The organism is Providencia sp. PROV269 (genome assembly GCF_028477785.1).
Classification (GTDB): domain Bacteria; phylum Pseudomonadota; class Gammaproteobacteria; order Enterobacterales; family Enterobacteriaceae; genus Providencia; species Providencia rettgeri.
The window spans coordinates 242,496-259,494 of record NZ_JAMPLV010000002.1 but is presented as its reverse complement, the minus strand read 5'-3'; the positions used below and the strand labels follow the sequence as shown (position 1 = coordinate 259,494).

The window sequence follows — 16,999 nt, the reverse complement described above, 5'->3', positions numbered from 1 at the left end:
AAAGTATAGAAAATATAAAATTTACTTAAGAATCAGGTTAAAGGCTAAATTTTTCAAATAAGATATTTCTTCTATTTAACGGTAAAACAAAATTCACACTAAAAAAATCATCCTTAGAATAGCATTTTTTTAACTGCATAAATACATCATGATATATATCATCTATGTGTTTATTATAAAGGAAATCAGAAGCATATCTTGAAGTAAACCCTGCCAGAATATCTGCTAACTGAATTCCAGATGATTTTTTTGAATCAGGAAATTCAAGTAGTATGTCTCCTGTAACATTATAATCCGTACTAGGATCAAATGGGTTAATTGCATTATTTTTTTTTATTACATCTATACAGTACAGTAAGATATCATCAAAATGATCTTGTTTATCATGAAAAAATTTCACATCAGATAAGTCTTTTTTATGATATTTATTAACTTTTCCTATTATATTAAACCAAGAGTTTACATGTGGTAGTATGTGTATCTCAGCACCTCGCTTGTTTATATCAGGAATTGGAGTTAATTTATTTAAAATATCTTTGTCTGTTTTTTTTTCATTATGAAAAAAACGAATTGTATTTTTCAAGGATTTTAATGCTTCATTTTTGTATTTAAAATCGAATGTATTACTGCTAAAGTAATTGCGAAAGCATTTCATTGATTTTAATAAATTTTCATCGGATTTGTTTAAACATGATTCAAAGAATGCATCATAACAACGATTGGGTAAATTTTCAGATAAATAATCGGATAACTCAATTTTAAAAACTTGTTTTTGCCTTTCCATTTCAAAAACGTTAAAGTATGGGGGAGTTATTTGACTTTCTATCATAGATGCGATGATAGTATATTTTTTATCAACGACCTCTATGTAAAAAGGTAGTTTTTCTATTTCTATATATTTAAATAACTCTAGCATGAATTTAGGGTTTGATTTGTAGATATTTGTTGATTTTAATTCCTCACCTTGTATTTTATGTTTTTTCTTTAGCTCATTAATATATGAATTCAAATTTTCACAATCTGGTACTCCAACACAAGCTAATGAAAAAAAAGGTTGATTCGCAAAATTTAAATCAGATGGCATCTTAACTAAGTCACCTGTATTTCCACTCTCGTCCAAAAAATAATCCATTTTTTCCTCTTTATAAAGTGTATCTTTATCACATTTTTATTTGAATCATGGCTTTTTCCGAGGCGCCAGTCTAGCCTAATTAATTTAGGAACCAAATAAAAATATTTAAATTATGCTATGCATAAACCAGTACCTCAATAATCTAACTATTATAATGTACGAAATATTGCGGAGTACAATATCAGATTCTTAAAGAACTAATGAATGTCAAAAAAATTTTAAATCCAAACGCCGGAAAGGTGGTTTTTATTTTAACTTTGCCTACTAGATAATTTCTGCAATTTTCTGCCGCAATCTGCAAGATAAAAAAGGATCGTTATCTATGTGCGGTGCTACTACTGGCACGATTCGGACTATCTCATGCACCTGCATGAAAACCGACCTATTTAGTGGGCAGGCGTGGCGGGGCTACGATTGCGCGGCGAGGTGTTTATTGTTAAATATCCGTCCGCAAAATTTCCGAGCCGTCACGGCGTTAAATTCAATTTTCTATAAGTAGATAGTAATTATTTTTGCGTGCGTTGAGGTGGCGCGTGGTGCTGTTTAAATCGGTATTTGATGAGGATAATTTATTGCGGATTCGTCTTGGCGAACTAATACAAGTTAGGGCAGTCGAGTAAAACGAAGCCAATTTTTGGCATCGGATTAGTATTTTGCGACATTACTCACCTCTTTTATTGTTTTAAACAATGGGCGAAATTTCACCTGAAGAATTGCGGGAGTTGTATAAATTTTTGTCGATAAAAATGATTTTAATTAAACGATTTATGTCTTTCGATTTTTGCAGATATCAAGCCAAAACCCTGAGCACCTTTAGTCTTTATAGACAAAAAATTTAACTTATGTTAACGTTTAAAAGCACTGAAAAGAATTAATTACAACAACTTACCATTTAGAAAATGAAAAAAAACAAAAACAAAAACAAAAACAAACCTAGAAATAGAAACCACTATAACTACGATAAGACTATTTTTAGTACTGATAGCCTAAATGACAATAGTATTAGCAACAATAGCCGTCCTTATATCCATTTCGAAACAATTACTTATCCATTACCTGATGAATTAAAACTTCCTATAGAATCAATCATTGGACATGGTAATCAAACACCTACCTATTTTATATGGTTATTTTGTACTTTGATATGTGCATTTACTTCTCTTGCTCTATGGAATGTTATCTCTGGAAAGTTTCTTTTTGTCACTATTGAGATCATACTATTAGTTTCATTTTTTACTCTACTAAAACGATTTAATAAAACTGTTGGTTATTTATCTGTCGATAATGACGGATTTCGCTTTTCTTGTGCCACATGTCCAAAAATGAACATTGAAATATGCTGGGAAAATATTTGTTCTGGGTATGTTGTTCATATCGAAACAGGCGGTAGATATAGGCCAGACTATCTTGTTCTTCAATATAAAAACGCCTTAAATGAAAGTGAAGAGTATAAATTACCCATCGAGAACTGGCTTAACTATTCTCCATTCTCTCCTGTAGAAAAAAGAAAATTAATGCTCAAAGCAATTCTTAAAGGACTTGCGAGAATTCCTGATATAAAAATCAATCAATGTGTATTTACTAAACTCGATATAGATCCAAAAACATTTGAATTTGCACCATCAAAGAGAAGGTCAGAAAATACATATAACACTATTTTAACAATCATCGTTTTAGGAATTTTATTTATGCTATGGCCATTTTGGGCCACAATTTTACCTCCTTCATGGGCTTTAGTTTTGTTAATAATTTCAACTATTGTTATCGCCATTGGGTTAGTTCTATTCTTTACTTGGCTTTATCCAGAATTTGGAGGCAACATCAGCTATACCGATGATATTAATAAATAACCATCTTAACTGTAGCAATTTCATCATTTGGGCATCCAAATCACCTACCTACAGGCAAAAAATACCGCCTCAGTGGGCGGTATCATTGAATTAACGAGTGATATTATTCATCGTCTAAATCCAGCGAGTATTTATTAAACTTAATAATTTCCCCACCAAACCAATCATTCAATTGCATCATCTTACTTTGTAACGGCATCAACTCATTACGCACAAACACCTTTGCCGCTTTCTCAACATCACCAAAGCCGCCGACATTCTCAGGAATGATCCCCATGATTTGTGGTGGCACACGGTGCGCCGCTAACATGTCGTCACGGCTCACATTTTTGATATTAAGGAATTCATCTTTTGCGGCAGCTTCGGAAAGCGGAATAGTTTGGATGCCGTCTTTCTTTCCCCCTGGTGCGTACAAAAATAAATTGCGAAAGTTCCCTGGTCCTTTACTGCTTTTGAGTGCTTCACGAATTTTATCAACATCATCGGTTTTTTGTGCTGCATCACTGATATACAAGATATAACCGGCATGCGAGCCATTGAGATAATATTTACGGCGAAATAGTGTTGCCGATTCATTGAGCAGTACGGAGGGGATCGCCGCAAGATATTCCGGCAAGCCGTATAACTCTTGGTTAATATCCGGCTCAATCAAGTGAAACACTTTACCAGTTTGAAATTCATACGGTTTAATATCGTAGCCATATTGCACAAACCAGTAAGTTTCTAAGTCAACACCGCGGCGGGTAAACTTTGCCGGCGAATGTTTAAAATTCAGCGACTGCCCCAGACGGTTATTTCGTTCTTCAAGATACCCATTACCAAACAGTAAAAAATCTAATGCCCAGCTATCAAACGTCTGACGACTTAAATATTTATTGGGTATAAATGTGCTGGTGAGAATATTACGTTTTACATAAATTGCGCTGCTATGGTGTGGGGCTGCACGGAACGTGCGCGCAAGGCCGTTAAAACTAATTGGCGGCTCATAGTAATTATCAATTTGCACACATTCCAAATAATCAAAAATTTCACGCTTATCAAGCACAGGGATTGGGTCACCGAAAGTGAATGCTTCCATTGATGCGCTGTCGGTTTTTTGCGCCAGTGTTTGTGATTGGCGTTTTTTATTTTTACGGCTCATTAAAAGACCTCGACAATGTTATGTTGGTTGTGATTTTCACCGGTGATCGGTTCGTTATAAAGGGCGTGCATGGTTGCCCACGCTAAGTCAGCATGGCTGGCCTCTTCGCTGCGGTCTGCTTCATAGGTTGGGCGGTTGCCGCTGGCAGTGGTCGCACGGCGAATGGCCATAAAAGATTGGGTGATATCATTGCTACCGGCGTCATATTCCAGCCTGTCATGGCTAATCACGTCATAGGCCTTAAGGACTAGGGCATTTTTTAACGCGGGGTTATAGACAAATTCTTTTGCGGCAGGGAAAAACTCCCGCACGTTTTGCAGGACTCCGTGACCAATACCTGTGGAATCAATCCCGATGTATTGCACGTTGTAGCGTTCGGTGAGTTCTTTTATCGCGTCCGATTGCGCACGAAAATCCATACCGCGCCATTGATGATGTTCAAGTATGCGAAACTTACCGCCTTTGTATAGCGGTGGCGCAATTACCACGCAGCCTGCGCTGTCGCCATTTTGTGTGCCTTTCGCGGGGTCGTAACCAATCCAAACAGGGTGATAGGCGTATGGGCGTATCATTAACGGCTGAACGTCGTCCCATATTTCCCAACTGTCCACCATGCATTTTTGCATTAACTGCAAATTAAAGATGGATGCAATATCATCGACAAACTCACACATCAGCAAGTTTTCGAATTCATCAGGGCTATATTCTAAATAGAGTTGATCAATATCGAATAAATTACACCCGCCACGCATGGCATCTTCAATGGTGACAATTTGCCGCCACTGACCATCCCCACACATCATGCCATTCACTAACGCTTGATGGCTGATATCGACCTCAACGTGATCGGCCTTACGACGACCACGATTAAATAATTTGCCTGACCAAAACGGATACGCGCTGTGTGTTAATGCGGATGGGGTCGAAAAGTAGGTTTGACGCCATTTTTTGTGCATGGCCATACCGGAGGCGACTTTGCGTAATTCTTGGAATTTGGGTATCCAGAAATACTCATCAAGATACAAATTACCGTGGTAACTCTGCGCGGTACGGGCATTGGTGCCAAGAAAATACAGTGTTGCGCCATTAGGCAAAACTATCGGATCACCTTTTAAGTCAATATCAACCTCTCGCGCCATATCAATAATGTAGCCTTTGAATACGTGCGCTTGGGCTTTACTCGCCGATAAAAATATTTGGTTTCGACCGGTAATGAGTGCATCCATAAAGGCTTCACGAGCGAAAAAGTAAGTTGCCCCGATTTGGCGTGATTTTAAGATGTTGCGAATTCGGTGCTTATGGCCGGCGCCGTACCATGCTTTCTGATACTCAAACATATTTTCACGAAAGATTTCTTCCAGCTTTTCAATCTGCTCTTCGCTAAATAAATTCTTCTCAGGGCGCGGCGTTCACCTTTATTGCGATTGGCCAGTTTCGGATTTAAATCAACCTCATTGCCACCGTTTTGATACTTGTGAATTTTGGCGTGTCGTTCGACTTGCCGGTAAAGCAAGTCAATTTCTTTAAAGTCTTTACCCTCTTTATTTTCTTTGCTAATTAGCGTACAAAGTCGCATTTCTAGCGTCATTTCCACGCGCTCAACTGGGGTAATCTCATCCCATTTGTCGCGCCGTTTCCAGCTGTGGATAGTGGCAGCTTTTTCTTTGAGGATTTCAGCAATACGCGCAATTCGGTGCCCGTTAAAATACAGGTGCATCGCGCGTTTTCTTGGGTCAAAATCGTGTAATGTTTTCATGTCGCCAGATTACTGGCTCACACGCCCAATCGCCCCGAGCTGCCGTTGTGCCATTTCCCACACAATGGCAAAGCATTGTTTCTTAGCCCCCATCCCTGAAAACATAGGCTCATCAATTTTTTAACTACGCATTAAATTTAATTGCCGGAGCCTGAGCAATGACAAAAAAATCTAAACCGGTGCGCCTTTGTGTTGAGGGAGCCACAACCGACGGGCGCAAAGTGCAACGCCAATGGTTGACGGAAATCGCCAAAAATTACGATAAAAATGTTTATGGTGCCCGCATCAATATGGAGCATTGGAATTATTCTTTTATGCCGCGCTTCGGTGATGTTGAGTCGGTCTATACCGAGGAAATCAGCGAGGGAGCATTAGCAGGAAAGCTAGCACTATATGGCGTGTTAACACCAACACCTGAGTTGGTCGAAATGAATAAAAAACGCCAGAAAGTTTATACGTCTGTTGAAATCAATCCAAATTTCTCTGATATGAACGGTGCTTACTTGGTGGGCTTAGCTGTCACGGATAACCCTGCCAGCCTTGGCACGAGCATGTTGGAATTTAGCGCGGGTGCAGATAAAACCGCGACTTTCTCAGAACGCAAGCAAGATAAAGATAACGTCTTTACGGCGGCGGAAGAAACGGTAATTGAATTTACCGAAGAAGAAAACAAACCAGAAAAACCCAGCTTGAAAGATCGCATCATGGCGAAATTCAGTCGCGAACGTCAGCGCAATGATGTTGAACTCAATGACATTCACCAAGCGGTAGAGCTTTGCGCGGAAGAACAAACTGAAACTACACAAAAGCTGACTCAGCTTGAAACACAAGTCAAAGCGTTATCGGGTATCAAAAAAGAAAATGAAACCCTGCGCAGTGAGCTGGACCAACTCAAAAAAGATTTGAGCCAGCAAGATAATCAGCAACACCGCCCCACGTCTTTTGGTGGCAATACAACCAACACTGAAAACCTGACTGATTGCTAAACGGGAAAAACAATGAGAAAAGAAACAAAAGTTAAATTTAACGGTTACATGACCCGTCTAGGTGAGATTTACGGTGTTCAGCCACACGAATTCACAGATTCAAAAGTGGAAATTGAGCCTTCGGCAGCCCAAAAACTGGAAAGCAAAATTCAGTTAAGCGCCGTCTTTCTGACCAAAATTAATATTGTGCCTGTCAAAGACCAAGTGGGCGAAAAAATCGGCCTCGGCATTGGTTCAACGGTTGCCGGCACGACGGACACTACCAAACAAGACCGTGAACCCACTGACCCGACTCAATTAGCCAAACAAGGCTATCACTGCCGTCAAACGAATTTCGATACCGCTATTCGTTATGAAAAACTGGACATGTGGGCGATGTTTGAAGATTTCCAACGCCGTATCCGCGATGCCATTATTCAGCGTCAAGCCCTTGACCGTATCATGATTGGCTTTAACGGTACGAGCCGCGCGGCAACTTCAAACCGTACAGTCAACAAAATGCTACAGGACGTCAACATCGGTTGGTTACATAAAATTCGCCTTGAAGCCCCTGAACATGTTTTAGGTTCTTCAACCGATAAAGACACCAACCAAATCACCCCTGAGCCTATCAAAGTGGGTAAAGGTGAAGAGTATGAAAACCTTGATGCACTGGTTATGCAAGCCGTTGACCACGCGATTTCAGAAGTGTACGCCGACGATACCGATTTAGTCGTTATCTGTGGCCGCTCACTTTTAGCCGATAAATATTTCCCTATCGTCAATCGTGATCAAGCCAATACCGAGGCGTTAGCTGCGGATGTGATTATCAGCCAAAAACGCCTCGGTGGATTGCCGGCGGTACGTGTTCCTTATTTCCCGAAAAATGGAATGCTTATCACACGATTAGATAATTTATCTATCTACTGGCAAATCGAATCACGCCGCCGTCAAGTGGTGGATAACGCAAAACGTGACCGTATCGAAAACTACGAATCAGTGAATGAAGATTACATTGTTGAAGATTACGACTGTGTGGCGTTGATTGAAAACATTGAGCTGACGTCTGGAAAACCGGCGGAGCCTACTGAGCCGGACGAAGTAAAAGACGCGCCAACCGGAGAATAAGCTGTGAATCCGTGGGAACGAAAACGCATGCAGGTTGAAGCCAAGAACGTCAGCGCCTATGGCGTTCTTGCTGACCCCTCGGCAGCAACACAAGTCAAATTGATGTTGCGCCAACACATGCGTGATTTAGGTAAAACCCAATCATTTGAACGTAAAGCCGCGTACAAACGTAAAGCCTTACCGCTATACGAAACGTGGATCACTGAAACATTAAAAGGCAATTCAGGCGTTCAAGATGATGTTTTGATGTACCTCATGTTGTGGAGTTTTGACGCGGGTTTGTACGCGCAAGGGCTAGATATTGCGGAGTATGCATTAAAACATAGGCTCGCCATGCCGTCAGGCCAATCCCGCACAACCGGTTGTGCTATTGCCGAAGAAATGGGAGATAGAGCCAAAGAAGCCTATACCGCAAAAAATCCCATTCCATTGGATATCTTGCAGCGCACCATGGCATTAATTGAGCATGAAGATATGCCCGATAAAGTCCGCGCCGAACTACATAAATGGCTCGGTTACAGCTTGCGCGATAATGATTTTCCGCAACCGGCTTTATGTGAATTAATGCGTGCTCTTGAGCTTAATGAACGCTGCGGTGTTAAGCAGGATATTAAGAATATTGAAAAGTTTTTGTCAGCAAAAAACAGGGCTGATGAATAAAGAACGTGCCAACGCGCAAGGCGGCGCGAGATAAGAAATTTATTTTTCGGACTCTCGCCCACCGCCTACCTATTTTTAAGGTGACCTTATGGATTTTGTTTCACCCGAACCCGCTAACGAAAAAGACGAAACGATCACCAGTGGTGATTTTTGGCCTGCGATTAATACCCGCGCATTTCGGGAATCAATGCGAGTTGACGGTACGGTCACCCAAAGTCGATTAATTGAAGCTTTAAAAAACGCCATCATCGAAACCAACCGTGAATTATCTCGCTTTCAACAGCAAGAAATCCACTTGGGCTATACAACGTTAGACGCGGTTCCGGCCAGCAAAATTACGCATGGGGAAATTGGCGTATCGGAATTAGTGATCCTTTATCGCCGTGCCGTATTCAGCGCGGCAAAAGCAAACTTAATCGAACGTTACCGCGATATTGATACAACACCCAACGGTAATAAAAAAGCTGATGCCTTAGAGACGAATATTGATGATTTACAGCGTGATGCTATCTGGGCAATTCAGCGCATCAAGGGCACGACACACAATATTGTTGAGTTGATATGAAAACCAGAACGATAAAAGGTGACACCGTAGACGGAATATGTTGGCGATTTTACGGCAGAACGACAGGCATGACCGAGGCTGTTTTGTTAGCGAATCCCAATCTTGCCGAACATGGTGCCGTGCTACCTGCGGGGCTATTGATTGAGTTACCTGAAATTACCGAAGAGCCGGTACAGCCACTTATACAGCTATGGGATTGATACATGTTTGATAAAGATCCGAACAGTTTCGGTATCGCACAGTGGTTATTAATGCTCTTCATTTCAATGTGGGGAGGTGTTGTGAGATACATCATTGACGTTAAAACGAATAATGCCCCATGGAGCTGGTTTGCGGCTTTTATGCAAATGGTCGTTTCCGGCTTTGTCGGGTTGTTAGGCGGATTGCTTTGTATTGAGGGCAATCAAAGTATTTACATCACCCTATTCACCACCGGTGTATTTGGTGCGATGGGAAGTATCGGACTTTCCTATTTATGGTCACGCTTTACTGGAGGAAAACATGTCTAACGTACCACGCGGCATACGCAACAATAATCCGGGCAATATTGATTATAACCCGAGAAACCCATGGCGAGGGGAGCTGGCCTTTGACCCTAGCATTGAGCCCCGTCATAGCCGCTTTGAGAAACCTGAATACGGTATTCGCGCATTATTCAAGCTTTTGCGAACCTATTCAACCTATGCAGGAAAACAAGGGGTTGGTTGCGGCAAAATTGATACGGTGGAAGAAATTATTGAACGTTGGGCACCCGCAAAAGACCGCAATAATACAGAGGGTTATATTAATCGTGTCTGTCAAGAAACGGGCTTTGGTCGTCATGATTGCCTTGATGTTTATGACAAAGAAACGGCATTCAAAATCGCTAAAGCGATTGTGCATGTTGAAAATGGTCAGCAGCCATACAGTGATGAGCTGTTTGAAAAAGCGTGGGCGATGTTGTGATGTTTGAAGCCAATAATGCGAGACGAAAAGCTTATGTTTAATATGAAAAAGTGGGTAATCGCTTTCGCATTATTCCTTGTCGCCGGTGTCATATTCGCCGGCTGGCAAGGTCTCAAAAAAATAGATCGACTCAATGAACGAGTCGGCATACTCACGGCAGAAAACCAACAACTTTCGTTAGACGTTGATAAAAAATCCGCGCTGATCTCTGAGCAATCATTAAGTTTTCACCGTGCAAATCAAATCGCGGGTGATGCCTATCGCCGCGGTATTATTCAACGCGCCGCCGCCGAGGAAAGAAAAATTGAATATAAAACCATTCTTAAAAACGAGCCAACGTGTGATTTACCTGTGCCTAAGTATCTTGCTGATCGGGTGCTCGACAACGCCTACCGTATCCGTGCAAACGCAATGCGTTCCCATTCCGAAAACACTAACCCAGCAAGTACCACCGCCTCTACCGGACGGGTTCTAAATTATTGCGATTTGGCTTTGATGGTTGACCCTTTACTCGCAGCCTTAGAAACCGCCAATATTCAGCTAGGTGCAATTGAGCAATTTGATGAGGAACGGAACCGTGAAAAAACTCACTAACTTACGGGAATATTTAGACCGCAAAATTCCATTTCTCAAAGATAACCCCGAAAACCTGTATTTATTTGTTGAAAATGGGCGGATTATTTCCACGTTAGAAGAAACGCCCAGTTTTGAATATGAATACACCGCTAATATCATTATTGAGCGCTATAGTGGTGACCAAAATGTCTTAATTGCGGTAGTCAATGATTGGATAAGAAAAAATCAATCTGATATTTCAGCGAACCCCGCAAAGCGGCAACAAGATTTTAGATTTGAGGCGGTGATTTTAGATAACAAAACCGCCCACATCAGTATTGATTTAAATCTCACCGAGCGTGTATTAGCGATTGATAAAGACGGTAAATATGTGATTGAGGCTACCCCTGAGCCGGATAACCCGTTTAATGAATGGCCAACGACACGATGAATGATGATACTTTGCGTCAACTTGACAGTGAATTAACGCATTTATTAAATCGCATGTCGCAAGGCCAGCGCCGGCAGCTCGCCAAAGAAATCACTCGCGATTTACGCCGTTCTCAAATTAAGCGCATTCAACAGCAGAAAAATCCGGATGGCAGCCCATACACCAAACGCAAAGCGAATTTCATCACGGTCCAACGTGAAATCCAATTTATGTGGCATGGTCAAAAACGTACCTTACGGAACTGGCGAGGTAATAGCAAAACAATCACTGGCCAAGATGCGAATAAAAAAGCCCAGCGCTCATTTCGTAAATCAGATATTCAGCGCTATATCAGTATCAAGAAAGAAAAAATCAGTACAGAGCGCAAAACCAAGCAAACACGTATGTTTAAAAAACTGGCTACCGCCCGTTTTTTACGAACATATAGCAGCGATAAAGAAGCCGCGATTTATTTTTTACCTTCCGCAGCAAATATTGCCGGTGTACACCAGTTCGGTTTAACAGAACGCATTGGTAATGCAAAAATCACCTATCCATCACGCCAGTTGTTAGGGCTCACTCCGCAAGAAATCAGGCACATTGAGAGCCAGATTATTGATTTTTTGGCTCAATGAAAAATTAATTAACGTGAGTTTTTACCGTTAGCTCAACACCTAACGCTTTCATTACCGCCAACGTTGATTTTAATGTCGGGTTACCATCTTCACTAAATGAGCGGTATAGCTGTTCACGAGAAAGCCCAGTTTCTGCCGCGATTTGGCTCATTCCTTTCGCTCTGGCCACAATCCCTAACGCCTTTGCAATATAAGCAGAATCACCCGTTTCGATGGCATCCGCCATAAAAAATGCAATCTCTTCATCATCGACTAGCGCGAGCGCTGGATCATAAGTTGTTAAATTACTCATCATTGTTTTCCTCTAAAATCCACTTTTTAGCCAGTGTCTTAGCTAATGTAATATCGCGTGATTGAGAGCCTTTATCACCACCGCACAACAAAAGGATTATCGTATTGCCTCGTTGCTGATAATAGACACGATAACCAGGGCCATAATGAATTCTTAATTCACTGATCCCTTCACCCACTGGCATTGCATCCCCCGCTAAACCATTTGCTAAACGAAATAGCCGCGTGGCAATCATGGTGCGCGCTCTTTTATCTTTTAGTTTTGATTCCCATAAACGGAATGCATCGGTCTGTTTAAGTTCTTTCATGCTTAAAGTGTAGTTTATAAACTACACCTTGTAAAGCTCATTAACTTCACATTATTTGGTTTGTGCCAACGATGGTACAAGGTCATACGCATGCGCCTCGTTCTTCATCCGTGGCAATCTATATTTTATGAATAATGCCGATATTTTACGTTTGATTCGAAATCTAATCCGAATTGGTACCGTCACCGATGTGAATGCCAAAAAAGGCTGTCGCGTACAAATTGGAAACCTAGAAACCGACTGGCTAAATTGGGTCACCTTACGTGCTGGTAGTACTCGCACGATGAATGCACCTAGCGTAGGTGAGCAAGTCCTTCTCCTTGCTTTAGGCGGCGAACTTACCACGGCATTTGTGCTAACCGGTATCTTTTCCAATGAACATGCCGAGCCGACCAGTTCACTCACAGCAGACCACCGAACCTATTCAGATGGGGCAATCATTGAATATGAACCCGCCACTGGTGCATTAATCGCAACAGGAATTAAAACGGCCACGATTGACGCTAGCGAACAAATTAATGCTACAACAAATGTAGTTATCGTCAATGCAAGTAAACAAATTAACCTTACCACTCCAACGGTGATTTGCTCACAAAACCTCACCTGTGCCACGCTCAATGTCACCGAGGGCGGTGAAATGACGGGTAATTTTACACACACCGGCGGCGCGATTAAATCCAATGGTATTACGTTGCATGATCATACTCATGGCGGTGTACGTAGCGGCGGAGAATCCACAGGAAAACCCCAATGAGATATTGCGGTATGAGTCGAGAAAATGGAAAGTGCCTTTCCGATATTGAGCATATACGCCAATCCGTGCGCGATATCTTGATCACGCCTATTGGCTCACGCATCGCACGGCGAAATTATGGTTCGCTATTATCAGAACTTATCGACCAGCCACAAAATCCCGCGCTGAAATTGCAGTTAATGTCAGCGTGCTACACCGCATTGTTGAAATGGGAGCCACGTATTTTATTAACTCGCATTAGCCTAAATAGCACCGAGGCTGCGCAGATGATTGTGGATATTGAAGCCACAAACCAAGATACCAATCAGTCACTTAATTTTTCGGTTAATGTGAGGTAACGATGGCAGCCAGTATTGATTTAAGTTTATTGCCGGCACCGGATGTGGTCGAACTATTAGACTATGAAGTGCTATTTGCCGAGCGCAAAGCCGCGTTAATTGGTGCAATGCCAGAAGAACAGCGGGAAGCCATCGCCCGTACATTGGAATTAGAATCCGAGCCGTTAACCAAATTATTGCAAGAAAACTGTTACCGTGAACTGATTTTACGTCAGCGCATCAATGAAGCGGCTCGCGCAAGTATGGTGGCCTTTGCCACTGGTGCCGACCTTGACCAACTCGCGGCCAATAACAACGTGAAACGCTTGATACTTTCGGAGGGGGATGAAAACGCCATTCCACCGATTGCGCCGGTATATGAGTCGGATTCCAATTTGCGTATGCGTATACCGGCCGCTTTTGAAGCGTTAAGCGTAGCAGGCCCTATTGGCAGTTATGAATATCACGCACGCTCTGCCGATGGTCGGGTTTCTGACGCTTCTGTGATTAGCCCATTACCGGCTCACGTCACTGTCACCGTTTTATCTCGTGAGGGGAACGGCAGCGCACCGGCTGATTTAATTGAGAAAGTCGATATTGCGTTAAACGATGAGGACGTTAGGCCGGTTGCTGATCGTGTGACAGTGCAATCGGCAACCATCGTTAACTATGAAATTGACGCGGTGATTTACTGTTATCCCTCGCCTGAATACGAACCGATTATGGCAGCGGCAGAGGAACAAGTGAAACGCTATGCGACACAGCAACACCGGTTAGGCCGTGACATTGTCCTCAGTGCCATTTATGCCGCTTTGCATGTTCAAGGCGTGCAACGCGTTGAACTGAAAAAGCCGGTTGCAGATATCAAACTGGATAAAACACAGGCCAGCTTCTGCACACAAATTAACGTGGCACTAGGGGGCTCAGATGAATAATCGTTTATTACCTGTCGGCTCATCACCGTTAGAACTTGCCGCGGCTGAGTCATTAGCCCTGATTGAGCGCGTGCCTATTCCTATTCGTGAACTTTGGAACCCTGATAAATGCCCCGTGCATTTGCTGCCGTATTTGGCTTGGGCGTTCAGTGTTGACCGATGGGATAAAAACTGGACGGAAAAAGCCAAACGGGATGCCGTGAAAGCCGCGATGTTTATTCATAAGCACAAGGGCACGATAGGTGCCTTGCGCCGCGTGGTTGAGCCATTAGGCTATTTAATTCGCGTGATTGAGTGGTGGAAAACTAATGAAACCGCCGGCACGTTTCGCCTTGATATCGGTGTTCTTGAAACCGGTATAACCGAGGAAATGTATCAAGAGTTAGAAGCATTGATTTTTGATGCCAAGCCGGCGAGCCGTCATTTAGTTGGGCTCACTATTCAGCTTGAAACTAAAGGCCAAATCTATTGTGCCGCAACCAGTTATAGCGGTGATGAATTAACCGTTTACCCCTACACGCCAGATGTGATCAGCTCAGGCGGCACGATTTCCACAGGGGCAGCGGTACACGTTATTGATGAAATGAGGGTGACTCTCCAATGAAATATTTTGCATTGCTTACCACTTATGGTGAAAAAGTGCTCGCAGAGGCCACTGCCCTCGGCACGAAAATTGAATTAACACACATGGCGGTCGGTGACGGTGGCGGCACATTGCCCGCACCCGATACCAAACAAACCAAACTTATCAATGAAAAGCGCCGAGCCGCTATTAATACGCTATTTATTGACTCAGTGAATACCAATCAAGTTATTGCGGAACAAGTGATCCCCGAAAATGAGGGGGGGTGGTGGATACGTGAAATCGGTTTGTTTGATAAATCGGGTTTATTGGTGGCCGTGGCGAATTGCCCTGAAACCTATAAACCCATGTTAGCCGAGGGCTCAGGTCGCACACAAACCATTAGAATGATTTTGATTGTTAGCCATACCGAAGCGGTTACTTTGAAAGTTGACCCCGCAATTGTGCTTGCAACGCGCGGCTATGTGGATGACTCAGTAAAAACAGCGATTGAGGCTCACGTTAAAAGCCGTAATCACCCCGACGCGACGACTAGCGCCAAAGGTTTTGTGTTACTGGCTGATACACTCAGCGAAGATAATACCAAAGCGGTTACACCTAAGTTGGCCACGGAAATAAACCAACGGGCGGTTAATGCACAAACTTCAGCGAATACGGCCAATACAGCAGCAACTAATGCGAATAACAACGCCAATGGCCGAGTGCCGAACTCGCGTAAAGTGAACAACAAGCCATTGAGCGCTGATATCACGCTAAGTGCGGGTGATGTGGGGGCGTATACCAAAGCAGAAACCGACACTAAAGTCGCCGATGCGAAAAAGGCGGGTACGGATGCAAATACGAATGCCAATGGGCGTGTGCCCAACACTCGAAAAGTAAATAATAAGCCGTTGAGCGCTGATATCACGTTAAGTGCAGGCGATGTGGGCGCTTATACTAAAGCAGAAACCGACACTAAAGCCGCGGATGCGAAAAAAGCCGGTACCGATGCAAATACGAATGCCAATGGGCGTGTGCCCAACACTCGAAAAGTAAATAATAAGCCGTTGAGCGCTGATATCACTTTAAGTGCTGGTGATGTTGGCGCTTATACTAAAGCAGAAGCCGATACTAAAGTCGCCGATGCAAAAAAAGCGGGTACAGATGCACAAGCTACCGCTAACGCAGCTAATACTGCAGCAACTAATGCCAATAATAATGCGAATGGACGGGTTCCGAATGGGCGTAAAGTCAACGGTAAACCTCTAAGCGCGGATATATCTCTCACTGCAGGGGATGTGGGGGCATATACCAAGGCTGAAGTTGATAGCAAGCTTGCGGCAGGGAGTGGCTTAGGTTATGGCCAGACTTGGAAAGATGTTAAAGCATCAAGAACGGTGAGCACTATATACACAAATTCAACGGGTAAACCGATACTGGTTTCAATTTCTCCGAACGGAGCACGAGATCATTATATGGGTTTCGATTGCTTTATTAATAATGTCAAAGTCGCTGTATCTGTCGGGTACGGTGGTGAATCTAAGCCCCAACTGTGTTTTATCGTGCCTAATGGAGCAACGTATAAAATCGAATATAGTGCAAATGTGACGAAAAATGGCATTAACATGTGGACTGAGCTGAGGTCATAATGAAATATTACAAAGATAAAAATAATGAAGTTTATGCCTATGAATCAGATGGATCACAGGATGCATTTATTACTGATGATTTAACTCTTATTTCTGAGCAAGAGGCATTAGCGATCACCAATCCACCGCCATCAAAAGAGCAATTAATCGCAGAAGCGGAATATCAGAAACAGGCGCTATTAAATGAAGCTACTGCCGCAATAGCACCTTTGCAAGATGCCGTTGACCTTGGTATTGCTACGGATGAAGAACGGGAGCAGTTAAGAGAGTGGAAGGAGTCCCGAGTTTTGTTAAGTCGTGTTGATATTTCATCGGCATCAGATATTATTTGGCCTGAAAAGCCAGAATGAGATATGAAATAGCTTAATTGTTATTTAACTATAGTAGTATTAGGCTGTTATATTTTAATTTTAGGAAGCCC

The 16,999-nt window shown here is 42.6% G+C and carries 21 protein-coding genes and 1 pseudogene; 17 read left to right on the top strand and 5 right to left on the bottom strand.

The features are described 5' to 3' along the window. Window positions 1-37: 37 nt before the first annotated feature. Window positions 38-1,132 carry a DUF3800 domain-containing protein gene (locus tag PR683_RS02555; RefSeq protein ID WP_272581659.1) on the bottom strand — a complete coding sequence of 365 codons (1,095 nt, stop codon included), beginning with the start codon at window positions 1,130-1,132 and terminating at the stop codon, window positions 38-40. Between the two features lie 899 nt (window positions 1,133-2,031). Here PR683_RS02555 and PR683_RS02550 point away from each other — a divergent pair. Next, window positions 2,032-2,982 carry a hypothetical protein gene (locus tag PR683_RS02550; protein ID WP_272581658.1) on the top strand — a complete coding sequence of 317 codons (951 nt, stop codon included), beginning with the start codon at window positions 2,032-2,034 and terminating at the stop codon, window positions 2,980-2,982. A gap of 103 nt (window positions 2,983-3,085) precedes the next feature. Here the strand turns inward: PR683_RS02550 and PR683_RS02545 are convergent, their stop codons facing one another. Together PR683_RS02545 and PR683_RS02540 are read right to left on the bottom strand one after the other, a co-directional pair. Then, complete coding sequence (locus PR683_RS02545) at window positions 3,086-4,123, bottom strand: phage portal protein (RefSeq protein ID WP_048606869.1); 1,038 nt, start codon at window positions 4,121-4,123, stop codon at window positions 3,086-3,088. Further along, a pseudogene (locus PR683_RS02540) lies at window positions 4,123-5,879 on the bottom strand (terminase ATPase subunit family protein). Before PR683_RS02540 ends, PR683_RS02545 begins: the two are co-directional and overlap by 1 nt. Before the next feature lie 158 nt (window positions 5,880-6,037). On the opposite strand from PR683_RS02540, the gene PR683_RS02535 reads away from it, so the two are divergent. The 10 genes from PR683_RS02535 (at window position 6,038) to PR683_RS02490 (ending at window position 11,762) form a co-directional block, all read left to right on the top strand. Then, a complete protein-coding gene (locus PR683_RS02535) occupies window positions 6,038-6,865 on the top strand; it encodes a GPO family capsid scaffolding protein (RefSeq protein WP_196723469.1) in 828 nt (275 codons plus the stop codon). Between the two features lie 12 nt (window positions 6,866-6,877). Then, window positions 6,878-7,972 carry a phage major capsid protein, P2 family gene (locus PR683_RS02530; protein ID WP_196723470.1) on the top strand — a complete coding sequence of 365 codons (1,095 nt, stop codon included), beginning with the start codon at window positions 6,878-6,880 and terminating at the stop codon, window positions 7,970-7,972. A 3-nt stretch (window positions 7,973-7,975) separates the two neighbouring features. Next, window positions 7,976-8,632, top strand: coding sequence for a phage terminase small subunit (gene gpM / locus PR683_RS02525; protein ID WP_272581657.1), 657 nt, complete (start codon window positions 7,976-7,978; stop codon window positions 8,630-8,632). A gap of 88 nt (window positions 8,633-8,720) precedes the next feature. Beyond that, window positions 8,721-9,197: a head completion/stabilization protein gene (locus tag PR683_RS02520; protein WP_272581656.1), complete on the top strand. Its 477-nt coding sequence runs from the start codon at window positions 8,721-8,723 to the stop codon at window positions 9,195-9,197. Then, window positions 9,194-9,397, top strand: coding sequence for a tail protein X (locus PR683_RS02515; protein WP_110591553.1), 204 nt, complete (start codon window positions 9,194-9,196; stop codon window positions 9,395-9,397). The genes PR683_RS02520 and PR683_RS02515 overlap by 4 nt, the downstream gene beginning before the upstream one ends. A gap of 3 nt (window positions 9,398-9,400) precedes the next feature. Next, window positions 9,401-9,706: a phage holin family protein gene (locus PR683_RS02510; RefSeq protein WP_036962068.1), complete on the top strand. Its 306-nt coding sequence runs from the start codon at window positions 9,401-9,403 to the stop codon at window positions 9,704-9,706. Then, the gene (locus PR683_RS02505; RefSeq protein ID WP_272571278.1) at window positions 9,699-10,142 is read left to right on the top strand and encodes a structural protein; all 444 of its coding nucleotides are present in this window, start codon (window positions 9,699-9,701) and stop codon (window positions 10,140-10,142) included. The genes PR683_RS02510 and PR683_RS02505 overlap by 8 nt, the downstream gene beginning before the upstream one ends. A 15-nt stretch (window positions 10,143-10,157) precedes the next feature. Continuing rightward, window positions 10,158-10,736: a DUF2570 domain-containing protein gene (locus PR683_RS02500; RefSeq protein ID WP_272581655.1), complete on the top strand. Its 579-nt coding sequence runs from the start codon at window positions 10,158-10,160 to the stop codon at window positions 10,734-10,736. Beyond that, window positions 10,720-11,148 (top strand): phage tail protein, encoded by a 429-nt coding sequence (locus tag PR683_RS02495; RefSeq protein WP_272571276.1) that lies wholly within the window; start codon window positions 10,720-10,722, stop codon window positions 11,146-11,148. The genes PR683_RS02500 and PR683_RS02495 overlap by 17 nt, the downstream gene beginning before the upstream one ends. Beyond that, window positions 11,145-11,762, top strand: coding sequence for a phage virion morphogenesis protein (locus PR683_RS02490; protein WP_272571275.1), 618 nt, complete (start codon window positions 11,145-11,147; stop codon window positions 11,760-11,762). The genes PR683_RS02495 and PR683_RS02490 overlap by 4 nt, the downstream gene beginning before the upstream one ends. Window positions 11,763-11,766: 4 nt before the next feature. Here PR683_RS02490 and PR683_RS02485 read toward each other — a convergent pair whose 3' ends face one another. Together PR683_RS02485 and PR683_RS02480 are read right to left on the bottom strand one after the other, a co-directional pair. Continuing rightward, window positions 11,767-12,054: an addiction module antidote protein gene (locus tag PR683_RS02485; RefSeq protein WP_117162001.1), complete on the bottom strand. Its 288-nt coding sequence runs from the start codon at window positions 12,052-12,054 to the stop codon at window positions 11,767-11,769. Then, on the bottom strand, window positions 12,047-12,361 hold the full coding sequence (locus PR683_RS02480; RefSeq protein ID WP_248468298.1) for a type II toxin-antitoxin system RelE/ParE family toxin: 315 nt from the start codon (window positions 12,359-12,361) through the stop codon (window positions 12,047-12,049). The genes PR683_RS02485 and PR683_RS02480 overlap by 8 nt, the downstream gene beginning before the upstream one ends. Before the next feature lie 127 nt (window positions 12,362-12,488). Here PR683_RS02480 and PR683_RS02475 point away from each other — a divergent pair, with 127 nt between their 5' ends. The 6 genes from PR683_RS02475 to PR683_RS02450 are packed head-to-tail and all read left to right on the top strand — an operon-like array spanning window position 12,489 to window position 16,928. Then, the gene (locus PR683_RS02475; protein ID WP_272571274.1) at window positions 12,489-13,115 is read left to right on the top strand and encodes a phage baseplate assembly protein V; all 627 of its coding nucleotides are present in this window, start codon (window positions 12,489-12,491) and stop codon (window positions 13,113-13,115) included. Then, window positions 13,112-13,453 (top strand): GPW/gp25 family protein, encoded by a 342-nt coding sequence (locus tag PR683_RS02470; RefSeq protein ID WP_036962053.1) that lies wholly within the window; start codon window positions 13,112-13,114, stop codon window positions 13,451-13,453. The genes PR683_RS02475 and PR683_RS02470 overlap by 4 nt, the downstream gene beginning before the upstream one ends. Window positions 13,454-13,455: 2 nt before the next feature. Next, on the top strand, window positions 13,456-14,367 hold the full coding sequence (locus PR683_RS02465) for a baseplate assembly protein (protein WP_272571273.1): 912 nt from the start codon (window positions 13,456-13,458) through the stop codon (window positions 14,365-14,367). Then, window positions 14,360-14,971, top strand: coding sequence for a phage tail protein I (locus tag PR683_RS02460; protein WP_272571272.1), 612 nt, complete (start codon window positions 14,360-14,362; stop codon window positions 14,969-14,971). The genes PR683_RS02465 and PR683_RS02460 overlap by 8 nt, the downstream gene beginning before the upstream one ends. Next, window positions 14,968-16,578 carry a phage tail protein gene (locus PR683_RS02455; protein WP_272571271.1) on the top strand — a complete coding sequence of 537 codons (1,611 nt, stop codon included), beginning with the start codon at window positions 14,968-14,970 and terminating at the stop codon, window positions 16,576-16,578. The genes PR683_RS02460 and PR683_RS02455 overlap by 4 nt, the downstream gene beginning before the upstream one ends. Continuing rightward, window positions 16,578-16,928, top strand: coding sequence for a tail fiber assembly protein (locus PR683_RS02450; RefSeq protein WP_272571270.1), 351 nt, complete (start codon window positions 16,578-16,580; stop codon window positions 16,926-16,928). The genes PR683_RS02455 and PR683_RS02450 overlap by 1 nt, the downstream gene beginning before the upstream one ends. Window positions 16,929-16,999 lie beyond the last annotated feature (71 nt).

Excerpts from the sequence above, each read along its gene's own strand:
- PR683_RS02555 (WP_272581659.1), bottom strand. The coding sequence starts at position 1,132 with ATGGATTATTTTTTGGACGAGAGTGGAAATACAGGTGACTTAGTTAAG.
- PR683_RS02550 (WP_272581658.1), top strand. The coding sequence starts at position 2,032 with ATGAAAAAAAACAAAAACAAAAACAAAAACAAACCTAGAAATAGAAAC.
- PR683_RS02545 (WP_048606869.1), bottom strand. The coding sequence starts at position 4,123 with ATGAGCCGTAAAAATAAAAAACGCCAATCACAAACACTGGCGCAAAAA.
- PR683_RS02535 (WP_196723469.1), top strand. The coding sequence starts at position 6,038 with ATGACAAAAAAATCTAAACCGGTGCGCCTTTGTGTTGAGGGAGCCACA.
- PR683_RS02530 (WP_196723470.1), top strand. The coding sequence starts at position 6,878 with ATGAGAAAAGAAACAAAAGTTAAATTTAACGGTTACATGACCCGTCTA.
- PR683_RS02520 (WP_272581656.1), top strand. The coding sequence starts at position 8,721 with ATGGATTTTGTTTCACCCGAACCCGCTAACGAAAAAGACGAAACGATC.
- PR683_RS02515 (WP_110591553.1), top strand. The coding sequence starts at position 9,194 with ATGAAAACCAGAACGATAAAAGGTGACACCGTAGACGGAATATGTTGG.
- PR683_RS02510 (WP_036962068.1), top strand. The coding sequence starts at position 9,401 with ATGTTTGATAAAGATCCGAACAGTTTCGGTATCGCACAGTGGTTATTA.
- PR683_RS02505 (WP_272571278.1), top strand. The coding sequence starts at position 9,699 with ATGTCTAACGTACCACGCGGCATACGCAACAATAATCCGGGCAATATT.
- PR683_RS02500 (WP_272581655.1), top strand. The coding sequence starts at position 10,158 with ATGCGAGACGAAAAGCTTATGTTTAATATGAAAAAGTGGGTAATCGCT.
- PR683_RS02490 (WP_272571275.1), top strand. The coding sequence starts at position 11,145 with ATGAATGATGATACTTTGCGTCAACTTGACAGTGAATTAACGCATTTA.
- PR683_RS02485 (WP_117162001.1), bottom strand. The coding sequence starts at position 12,054 with ATGAGTAATTTAACAACTTATGATCCAGCGCTCGCGCTAGTCGATGAT.
- PR683_RS02480 (WP_248468298.1), bottom strand. The coding sequence starts at position 12,361 with ATGAAAGAACTTAAACAGACCGATGCATTCCGTTTATGGGAATCAAAA.
- PR683_RS02475 (WP_272571274.1), top strand. The coding sequence starts at position 12,489 with ATGAATAATGCCGATATTTTACGTTTGATTCGAAATCTAATCCGAATT.
- PR683_RS02470 (WP_036962053.1), top strand. The coding sequence starts at position 13,112 with ATGAGATATTGCGGTATGAGTCGAGAAAATGGAAAGTGCCTTTCCGAT.
- PR683_RS02465 (WP_272571273.1), top strand. The coding sequence starts at position 13,456 with ATGGCAGCCAGTATTGATTTAAGTTTATTGCCGGCACCGGATGTGGTC.
- PR683_RS02460 (WP_272571272.1), top strand. The coding sequence starts at position 14,360 with ATGAATAATCGTTTATTACCTGTCGGCTCATCACCGTTAGAACTTGCC.
- PR683_RS02455 (WP_272571271.1), top strand. The coding sequence starts at position 14,968 with ATGAAATATTTTGCATTGCTTACCACTTATGGTGAAAAAGTGCTCGCA.
- PR683_RS02450 (WP_272571270.1), top strand. The coding sequence starts at position 16,578 with ATGAAATATTACAAAGATAAAAATAATGAAGTTTATGCCTATGAATCA.